The sequence below is a fragment of the Cupriavidus sp. GW823-FHT06D04 genome (assembly GCF_058795055.1).
Window position 1 is genome coordinate 73407 of the sequence record NZ_JBXAHL010000035.1, and the last position, 16578, is coordinate 89984.

Annotated in this window: 16 protein-coding genes and 3 pseudogenes; 7 read left to right on the forward strand and 12 right to left on the reverse strand. The window is 62.1% G+C overall.

What is annotated here, in order from left to right:
* Positions 1-11 precede the first annotated feature (11 nt).
* The 3 genes from AC1Q7H_RS31095 to AC1Q7H_RS31105 are packed head-to-tail and all read left to right on the forward strand — an operon-like array spanning position 12 to position 2715.
* Positions 12-743 carry a class II aldolase/adducin family protein gene (locus tag AC1Q7H_RS31095; RefSeq protein WP_153956225.1) on the forward strand — a complete coding sequence of 244 codons (732 nt, stop codon included), beginning with the start codon at positions 12-14 and terminating at the stop codon, positions 741-743.
* 35 nt (positions 744-778) lie between these two features.
* On the forward strand, positions 779-1696 hold the full coding sequence (locus tag AC1Q7H_RS31100; RefSeq protein WP_492382115.1) for a 2-hydroxyacid dehydrogenase: 918 nt from the start codon (positions 779-781) through the stop codon (positions 1694-1696).
* Positions 1697-1734: 38 nt separating this feature from the next.
* Positions 1735-2715 carry a Bug family tripartite tricarboxylate transporter substrate binding protein gene (locus AC1Q7H_RS31105; protein ID WP_153956227.1) on the forward strand — a complete coding sequence of 327 codons (981 nt, stop codon included), beginning with the start codon at positions 1735-1737 and terminating at the stop codon, positions 2713-2715.
* A gap of 347 nt (positions 2716-3062) precedes the next feature.
* On the opposite strand, the pseudogene AC1Q7H_RS31110 reads toward AC1Q7H_RS31105, so the two are convergent.
* The 10 genes and pseudogenes from AC1Q7H_RS31110 to AC1Q7H_RS31155 all read right to left on the reverse strand — a co-directional run bounded on the left by AC1Q7H_RS31110 (position 3063) and on the right by AC1Q7H_RS31155 (position 12874).
* Positions 3063-3688 (reverse strand): annotated as a pseudogene (locus AC1Q7H_RS31110) (transposase).
* A 241-nt stretch (positions 3689-3929) separates the two neighbouring features.
* A complete protein-coding gene (locus tag AC1Q7H_RS31115) occupies positions 3930-4754 on the reverse strand; it encodes an IclR family transcriptional regulator (RefSeq protein WP_153956228.1) in 825 nt (274 codons plus the stop codon).
* Positions 4755-4813: 59 nt separating this feature from the next.
* Positions 4814-5344, reverse strand: coding sequence for a tripartite tricarboxylate transporter substrate-binding protein (locus tag AC1Q7H_RS31120; protein ID WP_492382116.1), 531 nt, complete (start codon positions 5342-5344; stop codon positions 4814-4816).
* Positions 5337-5780: a Bug family tripartite tricarboxylate transporter substrate binding protein gene (locus AC1Q7H_RS31125; protein ID WP_492382117.1), complete on the reverse strand. Its 444-nt coding sequence runs from the start codon at positions 5778-5780 to the stop codon at positions 5337-5339. Before AC1Q7H_RS31125 ends, AC1Q7H_RS31120 begins: the two co-directional genes overlap by 8 nt.
* Positions 5781-5814: 34 nt before the next feature.
* Positions 5815-7149 carry an MmgE/PrpD family protein gene (locus tag AC1Q7H_RS31130; RefSeq protein WP_153956230.1) on the reverse strand — a complete coding sequence of 445 codons (1335 nt, stop codon included), beginning with the start codon at positions 7147-7149 and terminating at the stop codon, positions 5815-5817.
* Between the two features lie 30 nt (positions 7150-7179).
* Positions 7180-7995: an alpha/beta fold hydrolase gene (locus AC1Q7H_RS31135; RefSeq protein WP_249221399.1), complete on the reverse strand. Its 816-nt coding sequence runs from the start codon at positions 7993-7995 to the stop codon at positions 7180-7182.
* Positions 7996-8034: 39 nt separating this feature from the next.
* Positions 8035-10137: an acetate--CoA ligase family protein gene (locus AC1Q7H_RS31140; protein ID WP_211982814.1), complete on the reverse strand. Its 2103-nt coding sequence runs from the start codon at positions 10135-10137 to the stop codon at positions 8035-8037.
* Positions 10138-10141: 4 nt separating this feature from the next.
* Positions 10142-10936: an enoyl-CoA hydratase/isomerase family protein gene (locus tag AC1Q7H_RS31145; protein ID WP_153956232.1), complete on the reverse strand. Its 795-nt coding sequence runs from the start codon at positions 10934-10936 to the stop codon at positions 10142-10144.
* A gap of 50 nt (positions 10937-10986) precedes the next feature.
* Positions 10987-11925: a tripartite tricarboxylate transporter substrate binding protein gene (locus AC1Q7H_RS31150; protein ID WP_492382118.1), complete on the reverse strand. Its 939-nt coding sequence runs from the start codon at positions 11923-11925 to the stop codon at positions 10987-10989.
* A gap of 340 nt (positions 11926-12265) precedes the next feature.
* On the reverse strand, positions 12266-12874 hold the full coding sequence (locus AC1Q7H_RS31155; RefSeq protein WP_153956234.1) for a tripartite tricarboxylate transporter substrate binding protein: 609 nt from the start codon (positions 12872-12874) through the stop codon (positions 12266-12268).
* A 359-nt stretch (positions 12875-13233) separates the two neighbouring features.
* Between AC1Q7H_RS31155 and AC1Q7H_RS31160 the strand changes: the two genes are divergently transcribed.
* Together AC1Q7H_RS31160 and AC1Q7H_RS31165 are read left to right on the forward strand one after the other, a co-directional pair.
* A complete protein-coding gene (locus AC1Q7H_RS31160) occupies positions 13234-13620 on the forward strand; it encodes a hypothetical protein (RefSeq protein ID WP_228772689.1) in 387 nt (128 codons plus the stop codon).
* Positions 13621-13803: 183 nt separating this feature from the next.
* Positions 13804-14130 (forward strand): hypothetical protein, encoded by a 327-nt coding sequence (locus AC1Q7H_RS31165; protein WP_492382119.1) that lies wholly within the window; start codon positions 13804-13806, stop codon positions 14128-14130.
* A 213-nt stretch (positions 14131-14343) separates the two neighbouring features.
* Here AC1Q7H_RS31165 and AC1Q7H_RS31170 read toward each other — a convergent pair.
* Together AC1Q7H_RS31170 and AC1Q7H_RS31175 are read right to left on the reverse strand one after the other, a co-directional pair.
* Positions 14344-14475: pseudogene (locus AC1Q7H_RS31170) on the reverse strand (substrate-binding domain-containing protein); the annotation flags it as partial.
* A gap of 40 nt (positions 14476-14515) precedes the next feature.
* Positions 14516-15478, reverse strand: a complete 963-nt coding sequence (locus AC1Q7H_RS31175) for a tripartite tricarboxylate transporter substrate binding protein (protein ID WP_013959582.1) — start codon at positions 15476-15478, stop codon at positions 14516-14518.
* Between the two features lie 125 nt (positions 15479-15603).
* On the opposite strand from AC1Q7H_RS31175, the gene AC1Q7H_RS31180 reads away from it, so the two are divergent.
* On the forward strand, positions 15604-15798 hold the full coding sequence (locus AC1Q7H_RS31180) for a helix-turn-helix domain-containing protein (RefSeq protein ID WP_228772690.1): 195 nt from the start codon (positions 15604-15606) through the stop codon (positions 15796-15798).
* A gap of 437 nt (positions 15799-16235) precedes the next feature.
* Positions 16236-16499, forward strand: a pseudogene (locus AC1Q7H_RS31185) (transposase); the annotation flags it as partial.
* Positions 16500-16578: the final 79 nt, after the last annotated feature.

Here is a 16578-nt window from a genome sequence, read left to right on the forward strand (position 1 = left end):
AGGACCTCAAGATGAAACAGACCCAACCCTTGCACGACCTCCTGCACGACCTGGTGCACGCCTTCCAGATCCTGGCCATGGATGGACAAGGCAGTGGCGTCTCCGGACACCTCACAGCGCGCTTGCCCGGTGCGCGTACGTTCTGGAGCATTCCGTACGGATACGGATTCGAGGAGGCGACGGCGGATGCATTGATCGAGTCCGACTTCGACCTGCGCACCGTGACCGGGACGTTGCCATGCAACCCGACTCTCAATATCCACACCGAGATCTACAATGCGCGTCCTGAGGTGTGCTGCATTCTGCACACGCATTCGGAAGCTTCCCTGGCCCTGGGCGTGATCGGCAGCAACCTCGAGCCGGTGACGCAGAGCGGCGCGCTGTTCTACGAGGACATCGTGCTGTTCGACGAGTTCGAGGGCATTGTCCTCGACAAGAAGGAGGGCGCCAGCATCGCATCCCGGCTGGGCCCGAACCGGGCGATCCTGCTGCGCAACCACGGGTCCGTGGTCGTGGGCAATTCGATTGCCGACGCCACGATCGCCGCGACCGTCCTCGAATTCGCCGCGCGGGTGCAACTGAAAGCCATGTCCGCAGGCACGCCCAAGTTGTTGCCGACCGCCGAAGCGCGGCAGACCAAGTCCTTCCTGCAGCGCCCCGACGTCGTCGATCTGCGGTGGCAACTGCTGGTGCGACAGGCGCGCAGGCACAACCCGAACTTCTCGTACGAGCGAACCGTTTGAAGAGCATGCAATCCCCTTCGTCCCCCAAAGTCCTGATGCTGCTGACGTCGGACTTCGTCAAGAGCCGCTACGAAGCACTCCGCTCCCGCGCCCCGGGCCTGCACGTGATCACCGACATCGAAGGCGCCTCTGATCCCGACGTCACTGCGCTGTTCGCCTTTAAGCTGCCTGCCGGCATCGCACCGCGCCTTCCCAACCTGCGCCTGGCAGCCTCGGTGGGCGCCGGTGCGGACGGCATCCTCTCGGCCCCGGACCTGCCGCCCCATGTGAAGGTCACGCGCGCCGTCGAACCGGGCCTCGGGTTCAGCATGGCGCAGTTCGTGAGCCTGCAGATCCTGCGGCACTTCCGCTCGCTGCCGGCGATGGAGCGACAGCACGCGGCGGGTGAATGGAAGCGGATTGCCGTCCCCGACGCCAGCCAGCTCACCGTTGGCATCATGGGGCTCGGTTCCATCGGCTCCGTCGTCGCCGACGCACTTTTGGCCCTCGGATTCAGGGTCATCGCGTGGACGCGCACGTCGGCGCGAAAAGCGCGCGTTCCCGTCTTCGTCGGCGAGAGCCAGAAGGACGACTTCCTCGCGCAATCTAACTACCTCGTCTGCCTACTGCCTTTCACGGCGGAGACGAAGGGCACCCTGGACCACGCCAGCCTGCGCAAGTTGCCCAAGGACAGCTTCGTGGTGAACGTGGCGCGCGGCGGCATCGTCGTGGAGGACGACCTGCTAGCCCTCGTCGACGAGGGACATCTCGCCGGCGCGGCGCTCGACGTGTTCGCGTCGGAGCCGCTGCCCGCCAGCAGCCCCTTCTGGCACCACGAGCGGATCCTGGTCACGCCCCACGTCGCCGCGCAGCCGACGGTCGGCCCCGTCGTGGAGCAGTTCCTGGAGAACCTGCAGCGCCTCGCGCAGGGCCAGCCTTTGCTCAACCAGGTCGACAGAAGCGTCGGTTACTAGCCGGCGCTCATCCCACACCCAATTCAGGAGACAAAGAAGTGAAGATCATCGAAAAGCTGCTTGCCTGCGGCGCACTCGCCGTCGCAGCCACCGTCGTGCCCACAGCGGGCATGTCCGCGGATGCTTACCCCTCCAAGCCAATCAAGCTGGTCCTGCCGTTCGCGGCCGGGGGCCAGTCCGATGTCGTCGCCCGTATCGCTGCGGAGCGCCTTACGTCCGCCCTGGGCCAACCGCTGGTTGTCGAGAACGTCGGAGGCGCCGGCGGCATGATCGCGGCCTCCAAGGTGGCGCGATCGCCCGCGGACGGCTACACCCTCTTTCTCCCGAATGCCAGCACGTTGACCATCGCGCCCCACCTGCAACCGGGCTCCGGCGTCACGCCCTCGTCGTTCGCGCCGATCGCCACCGTGAGCCAGTTTCCGCTGGTGCTGGTCGTGAACAGCAACTCTCCCTACAAGTCGCTGGCGGATGTGATCGCAGCGGCCAAGAGCAAGCCTGGCAAGCTGAGCTTCGCCTCGCCGGGCGTCGGCACGACGCCGCATCTTGCCGGTGAAACCTTCAGCCAGGAAGCAGGCATCACGATCACCACCGTGCCCTACAAGGGCGGCGCGCCCGCGCTCAACGACCTGCTCGCCGGCCAGGTCGATCTCTACTTCGAGGCACCTGCGACGATCGTTCCGCAGATCCAGGCGGGCAAGCTGCGCGCACTGGCTGTCACGGGCAAAAAGCGCATGGCGGCGCTTCCCAACGTGCTCACGGTTGCGGAGCAAGGCTTCCCCAAGCTCACCCTGGAGAGTTGGGCTGCATTCGTCGCCCCGAAGGGGACGCCCCCAGCCATCATCGAGCGTCTGCGCACTGAAATCGAGAAGGTGGTGAAGAGCCAGGACTTCACGCGCAAGCTGGAGGAGCGGGGATTCGAGCCGCTCTCCACGAGCCCGGCAGAACTCGCACGCATGATCAACGAGGAGAGCGTGCGCTGGGGGCAGATCATCAAGGAACGTCGCATCACGGTGAATTGATCGCTGCCTTTGCAAGGCGAGCGCGCATGGCCCATGGATGACATCAAATATCAAAGCGGCTCCGGCAACGAGTACGCGAGCGAGGCCGCGCCCGGAGCGCAACGAGATGCCTCTGCCTTACTCACCGTGCGATCGTTCGTGCTTCACTGCCGTGCATGCGAGCGTGGTTCGAGCCCGTCGGTCGCTCGACCTGCGGCCCTCGCACACTCAAGGGCAACGCTGAACAAGCCTCTGAATTGACGCTTGGCCGGTTGATGAAAGGGTATTTCGCTGTGGAAGCGACTGTTATTCGCGTCTTCCTGCCCTTGCGGGCTATAAAAGCGGGCGATTTGCCCGCTTTTGGCCCATTACGGGCGCACCTGTGCCATCAGCCGCGTTCGGCACAGGTACACATTAGCCAGCGCCAGCGCGACGAAGGCGCGATTGGCGTTCTTCGCCAGGCCGCGATAGCGCACCTTCGTGAAGCCCCACAACCGCTTCACAATACCGAATACGTGCTCAACCCGTGCCCGGATTTTCGACTTGTTGCGATTCTTCCTGCGCGCCACTTCGTCGACCTGGTCGGCACGACGCGTGCGCTTGTTGGTAAAGTCGCGAGCCTTTGGCGCCTTGCTGTTAATCAGCTCCTTCTGGCTCGCATAGGCGCTGTCGCCATAGACCCGTTGCTCCCGACCATGCAGCAGTTGTGGCAGCGGATGCTTGTCATGCACGTTGGCCGCTGTGACGACGGCGCTATGGGCCAGGCCGCTCTGGCTATCTACGCCAATGTGTGGATCCGCAGCATGCGCTCAAGGCCGATCGGCGGACGGCCGTTGCCGCGTTTCGGGTAGTACGGCTCGACCACCGCGCACAGATCGACCCAAGGCACGATCGTATTCATCGTTTCGAGAAACTCTTCACGCCTCGTGCGTTTGCGGCGTGCCTCGAATCCCGCGCCCTGATCGGCCGCCACTGCCAGCGTCATCTGCTTCATCGCCTGGTTCTGCCTTTCCCGTCGAATGTCCCGTCTATAACGCTTAGCGTCCGTCAGCGGTGGACTTATTCAGCTTTGCCCAAGCAAATCTATGCAGCCGGAGGCAGCTATCGGCCAACAACGGTCAACCGAAAGTCAGCCAGAAGATGTCCGGGTTCGTTCCGATTCCCGCCATTCAGTGGCCCCGCACGTGAATACGGCACGTGACCCAAAAAAAACGTCCATTCCGTAGGCGGCTTGCTCAAGAGCCCCCGGATATCTCACTTTCCAGCCGTCGCATCCGCGCCTGTATCGTCGCCGCAAGTTCCATCAGTGGCTCTGCCAAAGCAGCCTCGACAGCCCCGGCATCCTCTTGGGTCGATACACTCACATTTAAGGCATGGACTTCATAGCCGCCGATGTGTAATGGCGTCGCCATCGCAATGACCTGAGGCTGCCATGAAGCAACACAGTAGCCCTTTTCTCGCACCGAAAGGACTGCGACCTCGATTTCCCGACGCAAGCTCCGCCAGCCGCGGCCCTGGTGTTTTTCAGCGAGAGCCAACAACATCGCGCTGAACGCGTCAGGTGCAAGCGTCGCAAGGTAGGCACGGCCCAGCGACGTCAATGCCATCGGGATACGCTGCCCGCTCACCACCGTTCGTAACGACTGTCGCCGGTTGTAGCGAAACGACTCGAGATAGACCATCTCATCCCCGTCGGGCGCCGCCAGGCCGACGTTAATCTTGTGGCGCATTGCGACCTCAACCATCATTGGCGCCGCGACTTTGAGGACCTGCGAGCTGTCTCGCATGGCGTGTGCCATGCTGAGCACCGGCACAGCAAGGCGATATGCTCGAAACTGCGGAATGTATTCGAGCATACCTGTCTCAATCAACGACTGCGTCAGCCGGCTGACGGTCGACCGGGACAAACCGGTGCGCTCCGCAATCTCACTGTTGCCTAGCATTGAGGAACCGGCGCGGAAGGCGCGCAGTACGGCAATGCCACGTTCGAGCGAGCGATTCGGCGTTGCCTTGCCCTGACCTGGTTTTATCCGTTCAATGCTGAGAATGCTGTTTGACATAAAAGCTTCCAAGGCTCGTCAGACCGTCCGGACGGTAGCTGGCATGACTCCTGGGAATGCTACTCGATGCGGATCTCCTTGTCCTTCACCACCTGCTTCCACCGGCCGGCCTCTTGCTCGGCGACCGCGCGTAGGTCCTGAGGTGAGCCGATTACTCCCACCACGCCTTCGCGCGCCAGCCGGTCACGAAATGCACCGGAGGCTAACGCTTGCACGATAGCCCGATGCAGCGCAGTGACGACATCGGGCGGCGTCCCCTTTGGCGAGAAGACACCGTACCAAACCTCGGCACTGTAGCCTTTGACAGCAGCCTCCGCCACCGCAGGAACATCGGGAAAAATTGGGGAACGCGTGGACGAAGTTACTGCGCGTGCTCGCACTCGACCGTCGCGGATTAATGTTGCAGCGCTAGCCATCGTCGCGAACGCAACATCAATATGGCCGGCCAACAGATCGGAAAATGGGGCGCAGAGCCACATATAGCACGTGCACAAGCCGGATGCCTGCCATGGATTGGAAATAGTCGGCTGCCAAGTGGACGGACGTGCCGTTGCCCGCAGCTTCCCCGGATTCGCTTTGGCTTCACGCAACAAGTCCGCTGCCGATCGGATCTTCTGTCGTTGCGCACCAGCACCCCGTTCGGCGCGCGGCCGAGAGCGCGACAGGTTCGAAGGCCTGGATGCCACCGCACGGGAGCTTGATGCCGATGCTGGCAACGATGGAAAACGCACTGGTGGTGAGCAACAGCGTATGGCCATCCGACGGACTCTTACTCACCACGTCGCTGCCCATGATCGAACCGGCTCCCGGCTTGTTCTCAACGATAAAAGGCTTGCCGAGGCTACGCGAAAGTTCATCGCCCAGCGAGCGTGCTATCACATCAGTGCCACCGCCGGCCAGAAACGGAACAATCACGCGAACCGGTCGCGCTGGATACGATTCCGCACGCGCTCCTATGGACAAAACAGACAATGCGGCAACTAGTACGACGTGTAGCAAGCTGCCTAATGGGTTGATCCTTTGCATGATACTGGTGTAGTCGAGAAAAATGCCGGGCCCTTCACGCAAAGAGTTCGCAGATACTTTCGGATTCTACATGCCAAATACGCCCTGCCAGCCGACGTGCGGCTTCAACGCCCACAATCGGGGACGCCAGTTCCATCAGCTTGCCGTCGAGATCCGCGTCCGACAACGGATCCTCGGGATCGCCCTTCCGATTTTGCTGAAGGTAGTCGGCTTTGGCGCCGTCCAAGGTTTCGATCTCCACCCTGGCTGCGCGCTTGCCAGGAAACCATTCATCGATTTCCGGATCGACCACGATTGTCATGCAATCCATTAGCCGGCGCGTCTCATCGTCCCGCAGCCGCTCCGGTGTGTAGGCCGGCAGGCGTACGCTGCCATGTACCAGTGCGGTAGCGACGATGTACTTGAGGCTGAACTTGGCCTCGTTCTCCGTCTGGGGATCGAGGTAACAGGCGATCTCCAATGCAGGACGGTAGGTAGCAACGTGAATGTGCCGGATCTGCGAGGTGTCAATGCCAAGCTTCGCTTTCAGGGCGAGTGCGCCGTCAATTGCCGCAAAGGTGTGGCCACAGCCGATATGGTTCTTGAAGGTTAGTCGGCAGATATGGAAATCCGTGCCCAGTGTCGCGGCCAACGCGCCCCATTCCGGGCCGTCAGACATGGCACGGCCAAGTCCCGTCTCGCCGTCAAGCACATCCAGCGAACCCGTGATACCGGCAACGGCAGCACGGGCAGCCAGCACGCCTCCCTCTGCCGCGCGGCCCACGTGCAGAGGCTTGGACATCGAGTCCATGCGGAATGCCTGCTGCAGTCCGGCGGCGAAGGTTGCCGCGGTTGCCAGCGCGTGCGCAAGCTGCTCCTCGGTCGCGCCATAGATAAACGCGGCCGCTGCCGCCGCGCCGAAGGTACCAACGGTAGCGGTGCTATGCCAGTAGCGATAATGCGCGCGGCCCAGTACGACGCCAATGCGGGTCGACACTTCATAGCCAACCACGATACCCTTCAGCAGCAGCTCACCGGCGGCGCCTACGTCCTGCGCGGCAGCGATCGCGGCGGCAATGGTCGGAGCACCGGGGTGATACATCGCGTCGCGAAAGCTGTCGTCGATTTCGGCAGCGTGAGCGGCGGCGCCATTGAGCAACGCCGCAACGCGCGCCGTGACATGTTGCCCCCCAGGCAGCGTGGCGTTGCCCCGGCCGAACTCCTCTTCCAGCGCACCTCGAAGTCGCTGTACCGCCTCCGCGTCAAGGCCCGGGAACAGTGCTGCATGCCAGTCGATCAGCGCGCGCTTCGCATGGTGAAGTACCTCGACGGGTAGCGGTCCAGCTTTTACGGTGCTGAAGAATGGCCCAAAAGCCTCTGTTGCGTACATGGATTCTCCTTTCTGCCGGCCCTGGCCGGCTTATGTCAATGTCTGAGCGCGCTGCCGCAGCCACGCGTTCAGCATCGTGTTGACTTGTTGGTGGGCCTCGTATTGCACCCAATGCCCGGCGTGCGGAACTAAGTGGACGCTGACTGGGTGAGTTCCTGCTGGCGCCCCTTCGCGAGCGTTACGGGCGACTTCAGCGAGCGATTCAGGTGACATGGTCACGTCCTTCTCGCCCCAGATCATCAGTATTGGTCCGGCAAAGCGGGCAAGGGCGTCCTGCAACCCACCGGCACGCGAAATCGGCTTGCTGCGGAAGCGCGTCGCACGGCAAGCCTCGGTATGGATAGTCACGGCTTCGCCATCAATCTCCGCTGGTTCGGCAATCATGAATGCCGCCAAGTTGTGGCGCATTGCATTGGCCAGTGCCGCAGGGCTTTCACAACGGCGCCAGTCGACGAGCGCCTGTGTCATGCGTCGTGGCCCGCCATGGCCAGCCGGCCCGATCAGCGCCAGACGATCGACGGTCACCTGAACCAGGCCCGCATGGGTTGCTAGGTGCGCCGCCACCAGCGCCCCAAACGAGAAGCCCACCAGGTCGACGCAATCTAGCTGCAACTGAGCCAGCGAGCGGGCCAGGACATCGACGAAGCCAGACAAATCCGAGCATGGTGCGGGCGCAGCCTCGCCAAAACCCGGCATGTCGGGCACCAGTAGCCGGCGTGTCCGGGAAAGCGGTTCGATATTGCGCGCCCAATGCTGCCAGTTTCCGTGACCGCCGTGGAGCATGACGGTAGTCGGTCCGGCCCCAAAGCTTCGCCAGACGACCTCGCAGCCGTCCACAGAAGTCACCAGCGCACTCTCCCGCTCACCGCGCATGCCGTTGCCTCTTTAGCGATTGCCGCCGTCGGTCAGTATCGCCACGCCGTCGGCGGCCACAACGCCCTGCCCTTCCGGTAGCACGAACACAGGATTGATCTCGGCCTCAATCAGCCTGTCGCCAAGCGTTGCGACCATCCGCGAGAAGGCGACAATGGCGTCGGCCAGCGCATCCACGTCCGCCTTGGGCCTGCCGCGGTAGCCCTGCAGCAGGGGAGCCGTCTTCAGCCGCTGGATCATTTCCAGTGCCGCCTGGCGCGTCAGACCGTGGCCGGTAGGCAACAGCCGCAGCGTGGTATCACTGAACAGTTCCGCGGTAACCCCACCCATGCCAAGGAGGATGGCGGTACCAAGCGCATCCCGGTGCATGCCGAGAATCACCTCCACTCCGCCCTTGACCATCTCCTGCACCAGGTAACGCTGAGGCACGATTCCCGTGGCGGACTGTACGTCCGAAGCCATCTTTGCGAGCCGTCCTGCCACTTCCGCGGGCGAAACATTGACGGCCACGCCGCCGACATCGCTCTTGTGCGTGATCTCGGCCGATAACACCTTTAGCACGACATTGCCGCAGAAGCCCTCCGCGGCCGCCCGCGCCTGATCGCCGTTGGTCACGACAACCTCCTTCGTAACCGGCATATCAAAGCCGGCGAACAGCGTCTTTGCCGCGGCTTCGTCAAGCGGGCCGGTACCGAAGGTGTGCAGATCCGGCAGCGGCAGCGAGGAAGTCCCCACTTCTTCGTCCGCCCCAATTTCGCTCGCGCGGAGCATCGCATCGAATGCTACCGTGCATGCCTCTGGCGCTGAGAATGCCGGCACGCCACGCCGACTGAGCAGCGATGCGACTTCCGGCGCATGCGGGCTGACATATGCAATCACCGGTTTGTCGCTGTCTGGCAGACAGTCACGGATTGCATTGGCCATCAGGTCCGGCATTGCCAGGCTTGACGAACCCACGATCACCGATACCGCGTCATAGCTCGGGCTTTCCAGCAGGATCCAGATTGCGGCACGCAGCAGGTCGGGCTGCAGCCCAGCCAGGGTCACATCGATCGGGTTGCGGTCGAGCGCTGCATGGTCCCCCTTCTGCAATGCCCGCAGCTTCGCCGCGGTCTCTTCGTCCGGTGCCGGCGTCTCGAAGCCGGCCACACCCAGGCTGTCAGAGACCAGCGTCCCCGCGCCGCCGGTCGAGGTCAGGATGGCGATGCGCTTGCCGCGCAGCTTGCGGCCCGTAGCCAGTGCCGCAGGCATGTCGAGCAAGTCGGAGAAGGTTTGCGCGCGGATCACGCCGACTTGCTCGAACAGAGCGTCGTACATACGGTCGGCGCCGGCCAGTGCACCTGTGTGGGAGACCGCGGCGCGTGCCCCGCTTTCGGAGCGGCCAATTTTGAACGCCACCACCGGCTTGCCGGCGCGCGCCGCCTTCAGCGCGGCGCGGCGGAACGTGTCAGGGTTGCGCACGCTCTCGACATAGAGCGCGATCACGCGGGTGGCCTCGTCGTCGGCCAGATAGTCGATAAAATCGGCCAGGTCCAGGTCGACTTCATTGCTGGTGGAAATCAGCTTGCTCAGGCCGATACCCCGCGCCGCGGCGCGTGACAGTAGGGCGCCGAGGATACCGCCGCTCTGCGATACCACGCCAATGCTGCCAGACGGGAACTGGTCCATCTCCAGCGCGCCGCTGGCCGACAACGGAATATTGTCGGTCAGGTTGACCAGCCCGATGGTGTTCGGCCCCAGCAGGCGCATGCTGCCGGCTGCTTCAATCAGCTCGGCCTGGCGCCGAGCGCCCTCCGCGCCGGTCTCGGTATAGCCGCTGGCCAGCACGATGGCAGCTCCTGCACCGCGAGCAGCCAGGTCGCGCACCGCCAGGTGGGCACGCTCGGCGCCCAGCAGCACGATGCCGACATCCGGCACTTCCGGCAGCGAGGCGATGTCGGGATAGCAACGCAGGCCGTCGATCGATTCGACCTTGGGGTTGACCGGGTAGATCGCCCCGCTGAAGCCGTGCTTGCGCAAGTAGGACACCGGACGGCCGGCGGTTTTAGTGGGATCAGCGGAAGCCCCGATCACGGCGACACTGCGCGGCGTGACAAGTCGTTGGATGGCGTTCATGGTGTCAGACCTTGCTGGCGGCTTTATTAAGGAAAGCCAGCACGGACTCACGATGCTCGGTGCTGGTGTAACAGATCCCCTGCGCCTGACTGCCTTGCGCAAATACCTGGTCGGCGGGAAGTTCGAAGGACTGATTCATGATGCTCTTGCCCAGCGCGATGGCGGTGGCCGAGCCCTGGCTCAGCTCTGCCGCCCACGCCAGCGCATCGCCGATCAGCGTGTCGGGCTTGCTCAGGCGGTCGGCAATGCCCAACGCCTTGGCTTCCTCCGCCTCGACTTTTCGACCCGTGAAGAGCAGCTCCTTGGCAGTCGACAAGCCTACGCGGCGCGGCAGGAAATACATGCCGCCGCCATCCGGGATCAGCCCGCGGTTGATATACGACCATGAGAACGACGCCGATTCGGAGGCCACGACGAAATCGCAGCATAGCGCCGTATCGGCACCCAGGCCCGCCGCGGCGCCATTGACCGCCGCAATCGTGGGCTTCGGCATGGTATGCAGCAACTTTACAGTGTGGTGCACCCGCTGTTGGCGGCTCCACCCGTTAAAGCCAACTTCACCCTGCGGCGCTTCCATACGGCGCTGCATCCCGGCCACGTCGCCGCCCGCGCAGAAACCCTTGCCGTTGCCGGTGAGCACCAGTGCGCGGATTGCCTTGTCAGCCGCGACGCGCTCCAGTGCATCGATGAATTCCGTACGCATGTCATCACTCATGGCATTGCGCTTGTCCGGGCGGTTGAAGGCGAGCAGCGCGATGCCCGATTCGATCTTCAGTTCGATCAGGGAATAGTTGTCCATAGCTTGATTCGGTTCTGTGTCTGCGATGCGTTCTGTAGTCATGGCCGCGCTCAGTCGGCGGTGATGTTTGCTTCCTTGATAATCTCGCTCCAGCGCTGGCTCTCGGCCTTGACGTAGCGGCCAAATTCGTCCGGCGTGCCGCCACTCACGGCGAGGCCCTCTTGCTCGGCGCGCTTGCGAAATGCTTTGGTATGCACGGCTTTCTTCGCTGCCGCGTTCAGGCGCGTGATCACCGCCGGCGGCGTACCCGCCGGCACAAACAGGCCATACCAGCTATCGGCCACGTAGTTGGGCACGCCGCTTTCGGCGATCGTCGGCACCTTGCTCAGCGCCAGCGCCTGTGAACGCTGCGCGGTAGTGACCGCCACCGCGCGCAGCTTGCCGCTCTCCAAGTGCGGCGCGACCGCAGCCGCCGTGGCGAACATCGCGTCGACCTGTCCGCCGAGCAGATCCGTAATAGCCGGACCAGCGCCACGGTACGGAATGTGGTTGATCTCGACCTTCGCCATCTTCTTGAACAGTTCGCCTGCCAGGTGCGCGGAGGTACCCGCGCCCTGCGATGCATAGTTCAGCTTGCCCGGCTTGGCCTTTGCGGCGACGATCAGGTCCTGCACGGTCTTGATCGGGCTGTCCGGCTTGACTACCAGAACATTGGGTGAGCGCCCCACGAGTATGACCGGCGAAAAGGCCTTGTCGGTATCGAACGGCAGCTTCTTGTGCAGGCTCGGATTAACGGCGTGGGCCATGGTCGCCATGACGAGCGTGTAGCCATCGGGCGCGCTTTTGGCCACCGCATCGGTCCCGATGATGGTGCTACCGCCAGGCTTGTTGTCGACGATGACGGGCTGGCCCAGATCCTCGCCCATGGTGATGCCCATTGCCCGCGCCACCAAGTCGGTGCCGCCACCGGGGGCAAATGGCACCACTAGGCGAATCGGCTTGTCGGGGAAAGCTGCCAGCACAGGGAGCGGCGCGGCGGTGACCATCATGAAGGGAATGGCAGCCTTGGCAAGCTGGCGGACGAATCCGGTACGGATCGAATGCATGGAGTGTCTCCTGGAAGGATCTGAAACGCTGCCGGCTTATTCACCAACCTACGCCGCGTGCGTTTTATTTCTTGGAGATAGCTTAGGCCTTGTCACGTTGACATTCACCCCCACAATTCCACTGTATGGAATTTGCATGTATCAACAAACCGCGTGAACGAAAAAAAAGCCCGGCAGAGCGCACAAGCTTTGCCGGGCCGACGCCGTCTCCGGACCGGTCCCAGAATGCCAGCCCGCAGATTGAGGACTCTAACCAGACGCCGGAGGGAATCCGGCGAACACCTTACTCGGGCTTGACGTTCCGCTCCGCAATCAAACCTGGACCACTTTCCCCCGTCCGCGCGGATCCGATCGGAGAACTCCGCCGCAGTGGACGGCGCCGGCGCCAATCCCATCTTCGCGAGATTGGCCCGTCCTTGTTTTCTAGTGTTCTTCGGACGGCGCCATTCAACTCCTGCACAATCTTGTGAGGTCTGCCAGCGGGGAACATCAGACCGTACCAGTTTTCGGCATACACGCCCTTGATGCTGCTTTCGTCCAGCGTTGGGACGTCCGGCAGGTAAGGTAGCCGCTTGGCGGTGGTCACTGCGACAGGCTTCAGTTTTTTGCCCTCGATGAACGGTACAAGCCCTGACGCATCGCCAAAGAATGCATCGACCTGCCCGCTGATCGTATCGGTGATGGCCGGCGCCGCGCCCTTGTACGCCACATGCAAGAACTCCGCCGAGGTCGAGGCCTTGAACAGTTGGATCTCCACGTGCTGCATACTGCCAATCCCTGACGATGCCAGCGACACCGAACGGCCCGTACGGCTCTGGGCCACGAGATCCTTGGCAGAGTTCACCTTGGACTGCGGGGGCACCGCCGGGACCTGAGGCGTCGTGACCACCATGGATACCGGCACCAGGTTCCCTCCGGACGGTAGGACAGGTTTTTATACAGCGAAGGATTGATAACAATCGCTCCAGCGCTGGTCAGGAAGAACACCGAGCCATCTGCCGGGCCCTCTGTCACGACACTGACTGCGATGGCGCCGCAATTGATGGCGCAGTTTAAAGAACCGCGCCACAATTGCGGCATTCTTTAAGCGAACTGCGCCACGTCCGACATGTTCCCTGCCCACGCCCTGCTAGAAGTATCCGGAAAGCCTCCGCGGGACTAATGCTTACCGAGTTGCTGGCACAGCATCCCGACGTTGCACGGCGGACAGCACAACGCTGGAGGAGCCAATGGATCGATGATCGACAGATCATGGCGATCGGCGAAGGTCGCGCCCGTCGTTATTTCGCTGCGAAAGCGACCGAGTTTGCCGCTGCCTCCCCGGAGGAAGACCGCTTCCCGGGTTACATTCCGCTTTCCGCCGATAGCCGCGACATCGTGGCGTATATCGATCAGCCTCCGGAGGCGCGCAAGCCTGTGGGGTACCAACGCGACTTCCTTGACGCCTATCAGCCCAATGTCACACGGTACCTGTCGGAATCGCTTCGGCGTCAGTTACGCGATATGGGCAAGACGGCGCAGGCTGATGCGCCCGCTGGAACCTACAGCAGGGCCATCCTGAACAACCGGCTACTGATGGACTGGCATCGAGTCATTTTGAGGGCAACACCTATTCCCGCCTCGACACCCGGGAGCTGATCGAGCACGGGAAGGCGGCGCAAGGCAAGGCGGCCATCGAAACACAGATGATTCTCAACCAAAAGACTGCCATCGAACTGCTGGTGGAGAACATCGGTACGGTAGGTCTCGACCGCTATACCTTGATGAGCCCTGTCAGCACCACAGCAAACTGAGGAAGCACTAGATGCCCTGCTCGGGAAAGTGAATCAGATTGCCGATCCCTTCGAACAGTCATTCTTCGCGCTGGTGCACCTACCATATCTGCAACCATTCGCGGGCGTGAACAAACGAACTTCGCGCCTGGTGGCCAATCTGCCGCTGTTCCGCGAAAACCTTTGTCCGCTCACATTCCTGGATGTACCGGAGCAAGCTTATAGTCGCGCCATTCTCGGCACGTATGAAATGACCCGCGTCGAATTGCTGCGCGATCTCTACGTTTGGGCTTACGAGCGCTCAACGCAAGAGTACCTCCCATCAAGCAGGACCTGGCGGAACCCGATCCTCTACGCTTTGCCTGGCGTGATGTGATCAAACAAACGATCCGTGACGTCGTGCTGCAACCCGATCAGGATGCGCTATCCGTGATTCGGCAGGCCGTCATGGCAAGAGTGCAAGAGGCTGATCGTGACAACGTGGAAGCGCTGATCGTAGAAGAACTCCCAACTGATTGCTCGCCGCGCAGCGAGAATTACTGGCCTGGGAAGTCCACGCTCAACGAGGGAAAGGACATGGTGAGCGGCACACGAGTTGCTGGTAGGCCGCGGTAAAGCCACCCGAGGTAATCACGCGGATCTCGTCTGCCCAGGCTGGAGCAGCCAGCCAGAGCATGAGAACCATCAAGGTATGCCTGGCGGCAAAGATTGTCAGCTTCATGTCGAAGCCAATTATTCACAACTACGGACCGCGCTGACACTCAGTCTTCTTTCATATTGGCTGCGCGCGCGATCGGGCCGAGGCGAGCCTTTTCGCCAGCCAGGAACGTGGTGAAGTCTGCCCGCGTCCCGCCCATCGGCTGGATACCTTGCGGGATCAGCCTGGCCCGCAGTTCAGGTGACTTGATGGCGGCATCGATAGCCTTGTTCATCTTGTCGAGGATCGCATCAGGGGTACCACGCGGTGCGAATACGCCGGACCAGTGACCGATGAATACGCTGGGATAGCCGAGTTCTGCGGTGGTGGGCACATCCGGCATCGCGGCAATGCGGGTATTCCAGGTGGAAGCGATCGGTCGCAGCTTACCGCCCTTGACCTGCGGAAGAACCACAACACTGGCTTCGGAGGTGGCGTCTACTTGTTTGCCGACAACGGCGACCATACCTTCGGAGCCACTCTTGTAGGGAATGATCTCAAGTTTTGCGCCGGTCGCCAGCTTCAGCATTTCCGCGACGAAGTGCGGCGTGCTTCCGGTGCCCGCCGTAGCGAAATTCAGGCTCCTGCCGCCCTTGCCGCTGGCAACCAGACCCTTGAGGTCCTTGATCGGAGAGTCGGCGGGCACCACGATGACCGACGGACTGACGGCCAGCATGGCGACGGGCACCAGGTCTTGCTCCTTGTACGGCAGGTGGGCCTTGATCATGCCGTTGGTGATCACGCCGGCTGCCGGTGCCAGGAAGGTATAGCCGTCCGGCGCGGACTTGGCCACATAGTCGGCACCCAGTACCGAACCGGCGCCAGGCTTGTTCTCTACGATGATGGGCTGGCCCAGTTGCTTGGACGCCGCATCGGCCACGGCGCGCGCAACCAAGTCGTTGGCGCCGCCAGGACCAAACGGTACAACGAACTTTACAGGCTTTGCGGGCCAGGTTTCAGCCCAGGCGGTCAAGGTGCATGCAGTCAGGGTAAGGGTGAGCGCGAGATGGCGAACGGCGATTTTCAACGTAAGTCTCCGAGATCAATCTGTTTATGTGCGCCTTGCGGCACGTCACCACGTCCCGTTCAGGCATTACAAGAATATTGGGAGACGACTAATCTGTGAATTGCAATTTTCCGATGATCTGATGCATGTCACGCATTAATTTCGTCCTGGAAAATCTGCAAGCGTTTGTCGCTATCGTCGAAAAAGGAAGGTTCCATATGGCCGCCGAAGCACTTCACATTTCGCAGCCGGGGCTCAGCCGGCGGATCGAGAAACTGGAAAAGTCGCTTCGCTTGCTGGACCGCACGACAACGACGCGCGGAAATGACAAACATCGGTAGGCAATTCCTGGAGGAAGCACGCGCAGCTCTGAAATGCGGTATTCCGGCTCGGTGACGAGGCCACGCTTCAACGCGGGCTGGTGACAGTGGCTGCCATACCGCCTGCTGCGCTGCATTTTCTGCCCCAGGCTGCTTCCTTCGGGCGATCACGCCGATGCTAGCGGAGGCGACCACGTCACCGCTGCACTCCCGCAGCGCCATGGTGTACGAAATCACTACCGAGCAAGTCTTGCTGGAAAAGAATGCAGACGAGATCGCGCCGCTCGCCTCGCCTGACGCGCACACGGTAGGGTCGGTATCACACAAAGGCGGCCTGCGGCGCGCCAGCGCCACAGTCCCCGCTACCAAGACGCACGGGTCCGCCGCGCGGCAACCTTTGAAGCGTGTGCGCGCCCACTCACGGCGCAGCAGCGGCAGTGAGAAGCAGATCAAAGCCCCACCGCGACAGCGAAGTCAGCCGCAGATTGGCGCAAATCCCGGGAATCGGGCCCATCACAGCGAATGCACTGGTGGCTTCGATCGGCGATGCAAGTTGCTTTAGCTGTGGTCGGAAATTGGCAGCATGGATAGGGCTGGTACCGCTCCAACATCCCAGCGGCGGAAAATCAACGTTGCTCGGCATCAGTAAGCATGGTGATTCCTATCTGAGGACGTTGCTAATTCACGGCGCACGAGCGGTATGCCGTTATGCTGTCACCAAGCCCCCCGATGGTCGGCCAAACTCCTCCACCTGTGGTCACCTCAAACTCCCCCACCTGAAGGGGCGCTGCAAGTGATGTG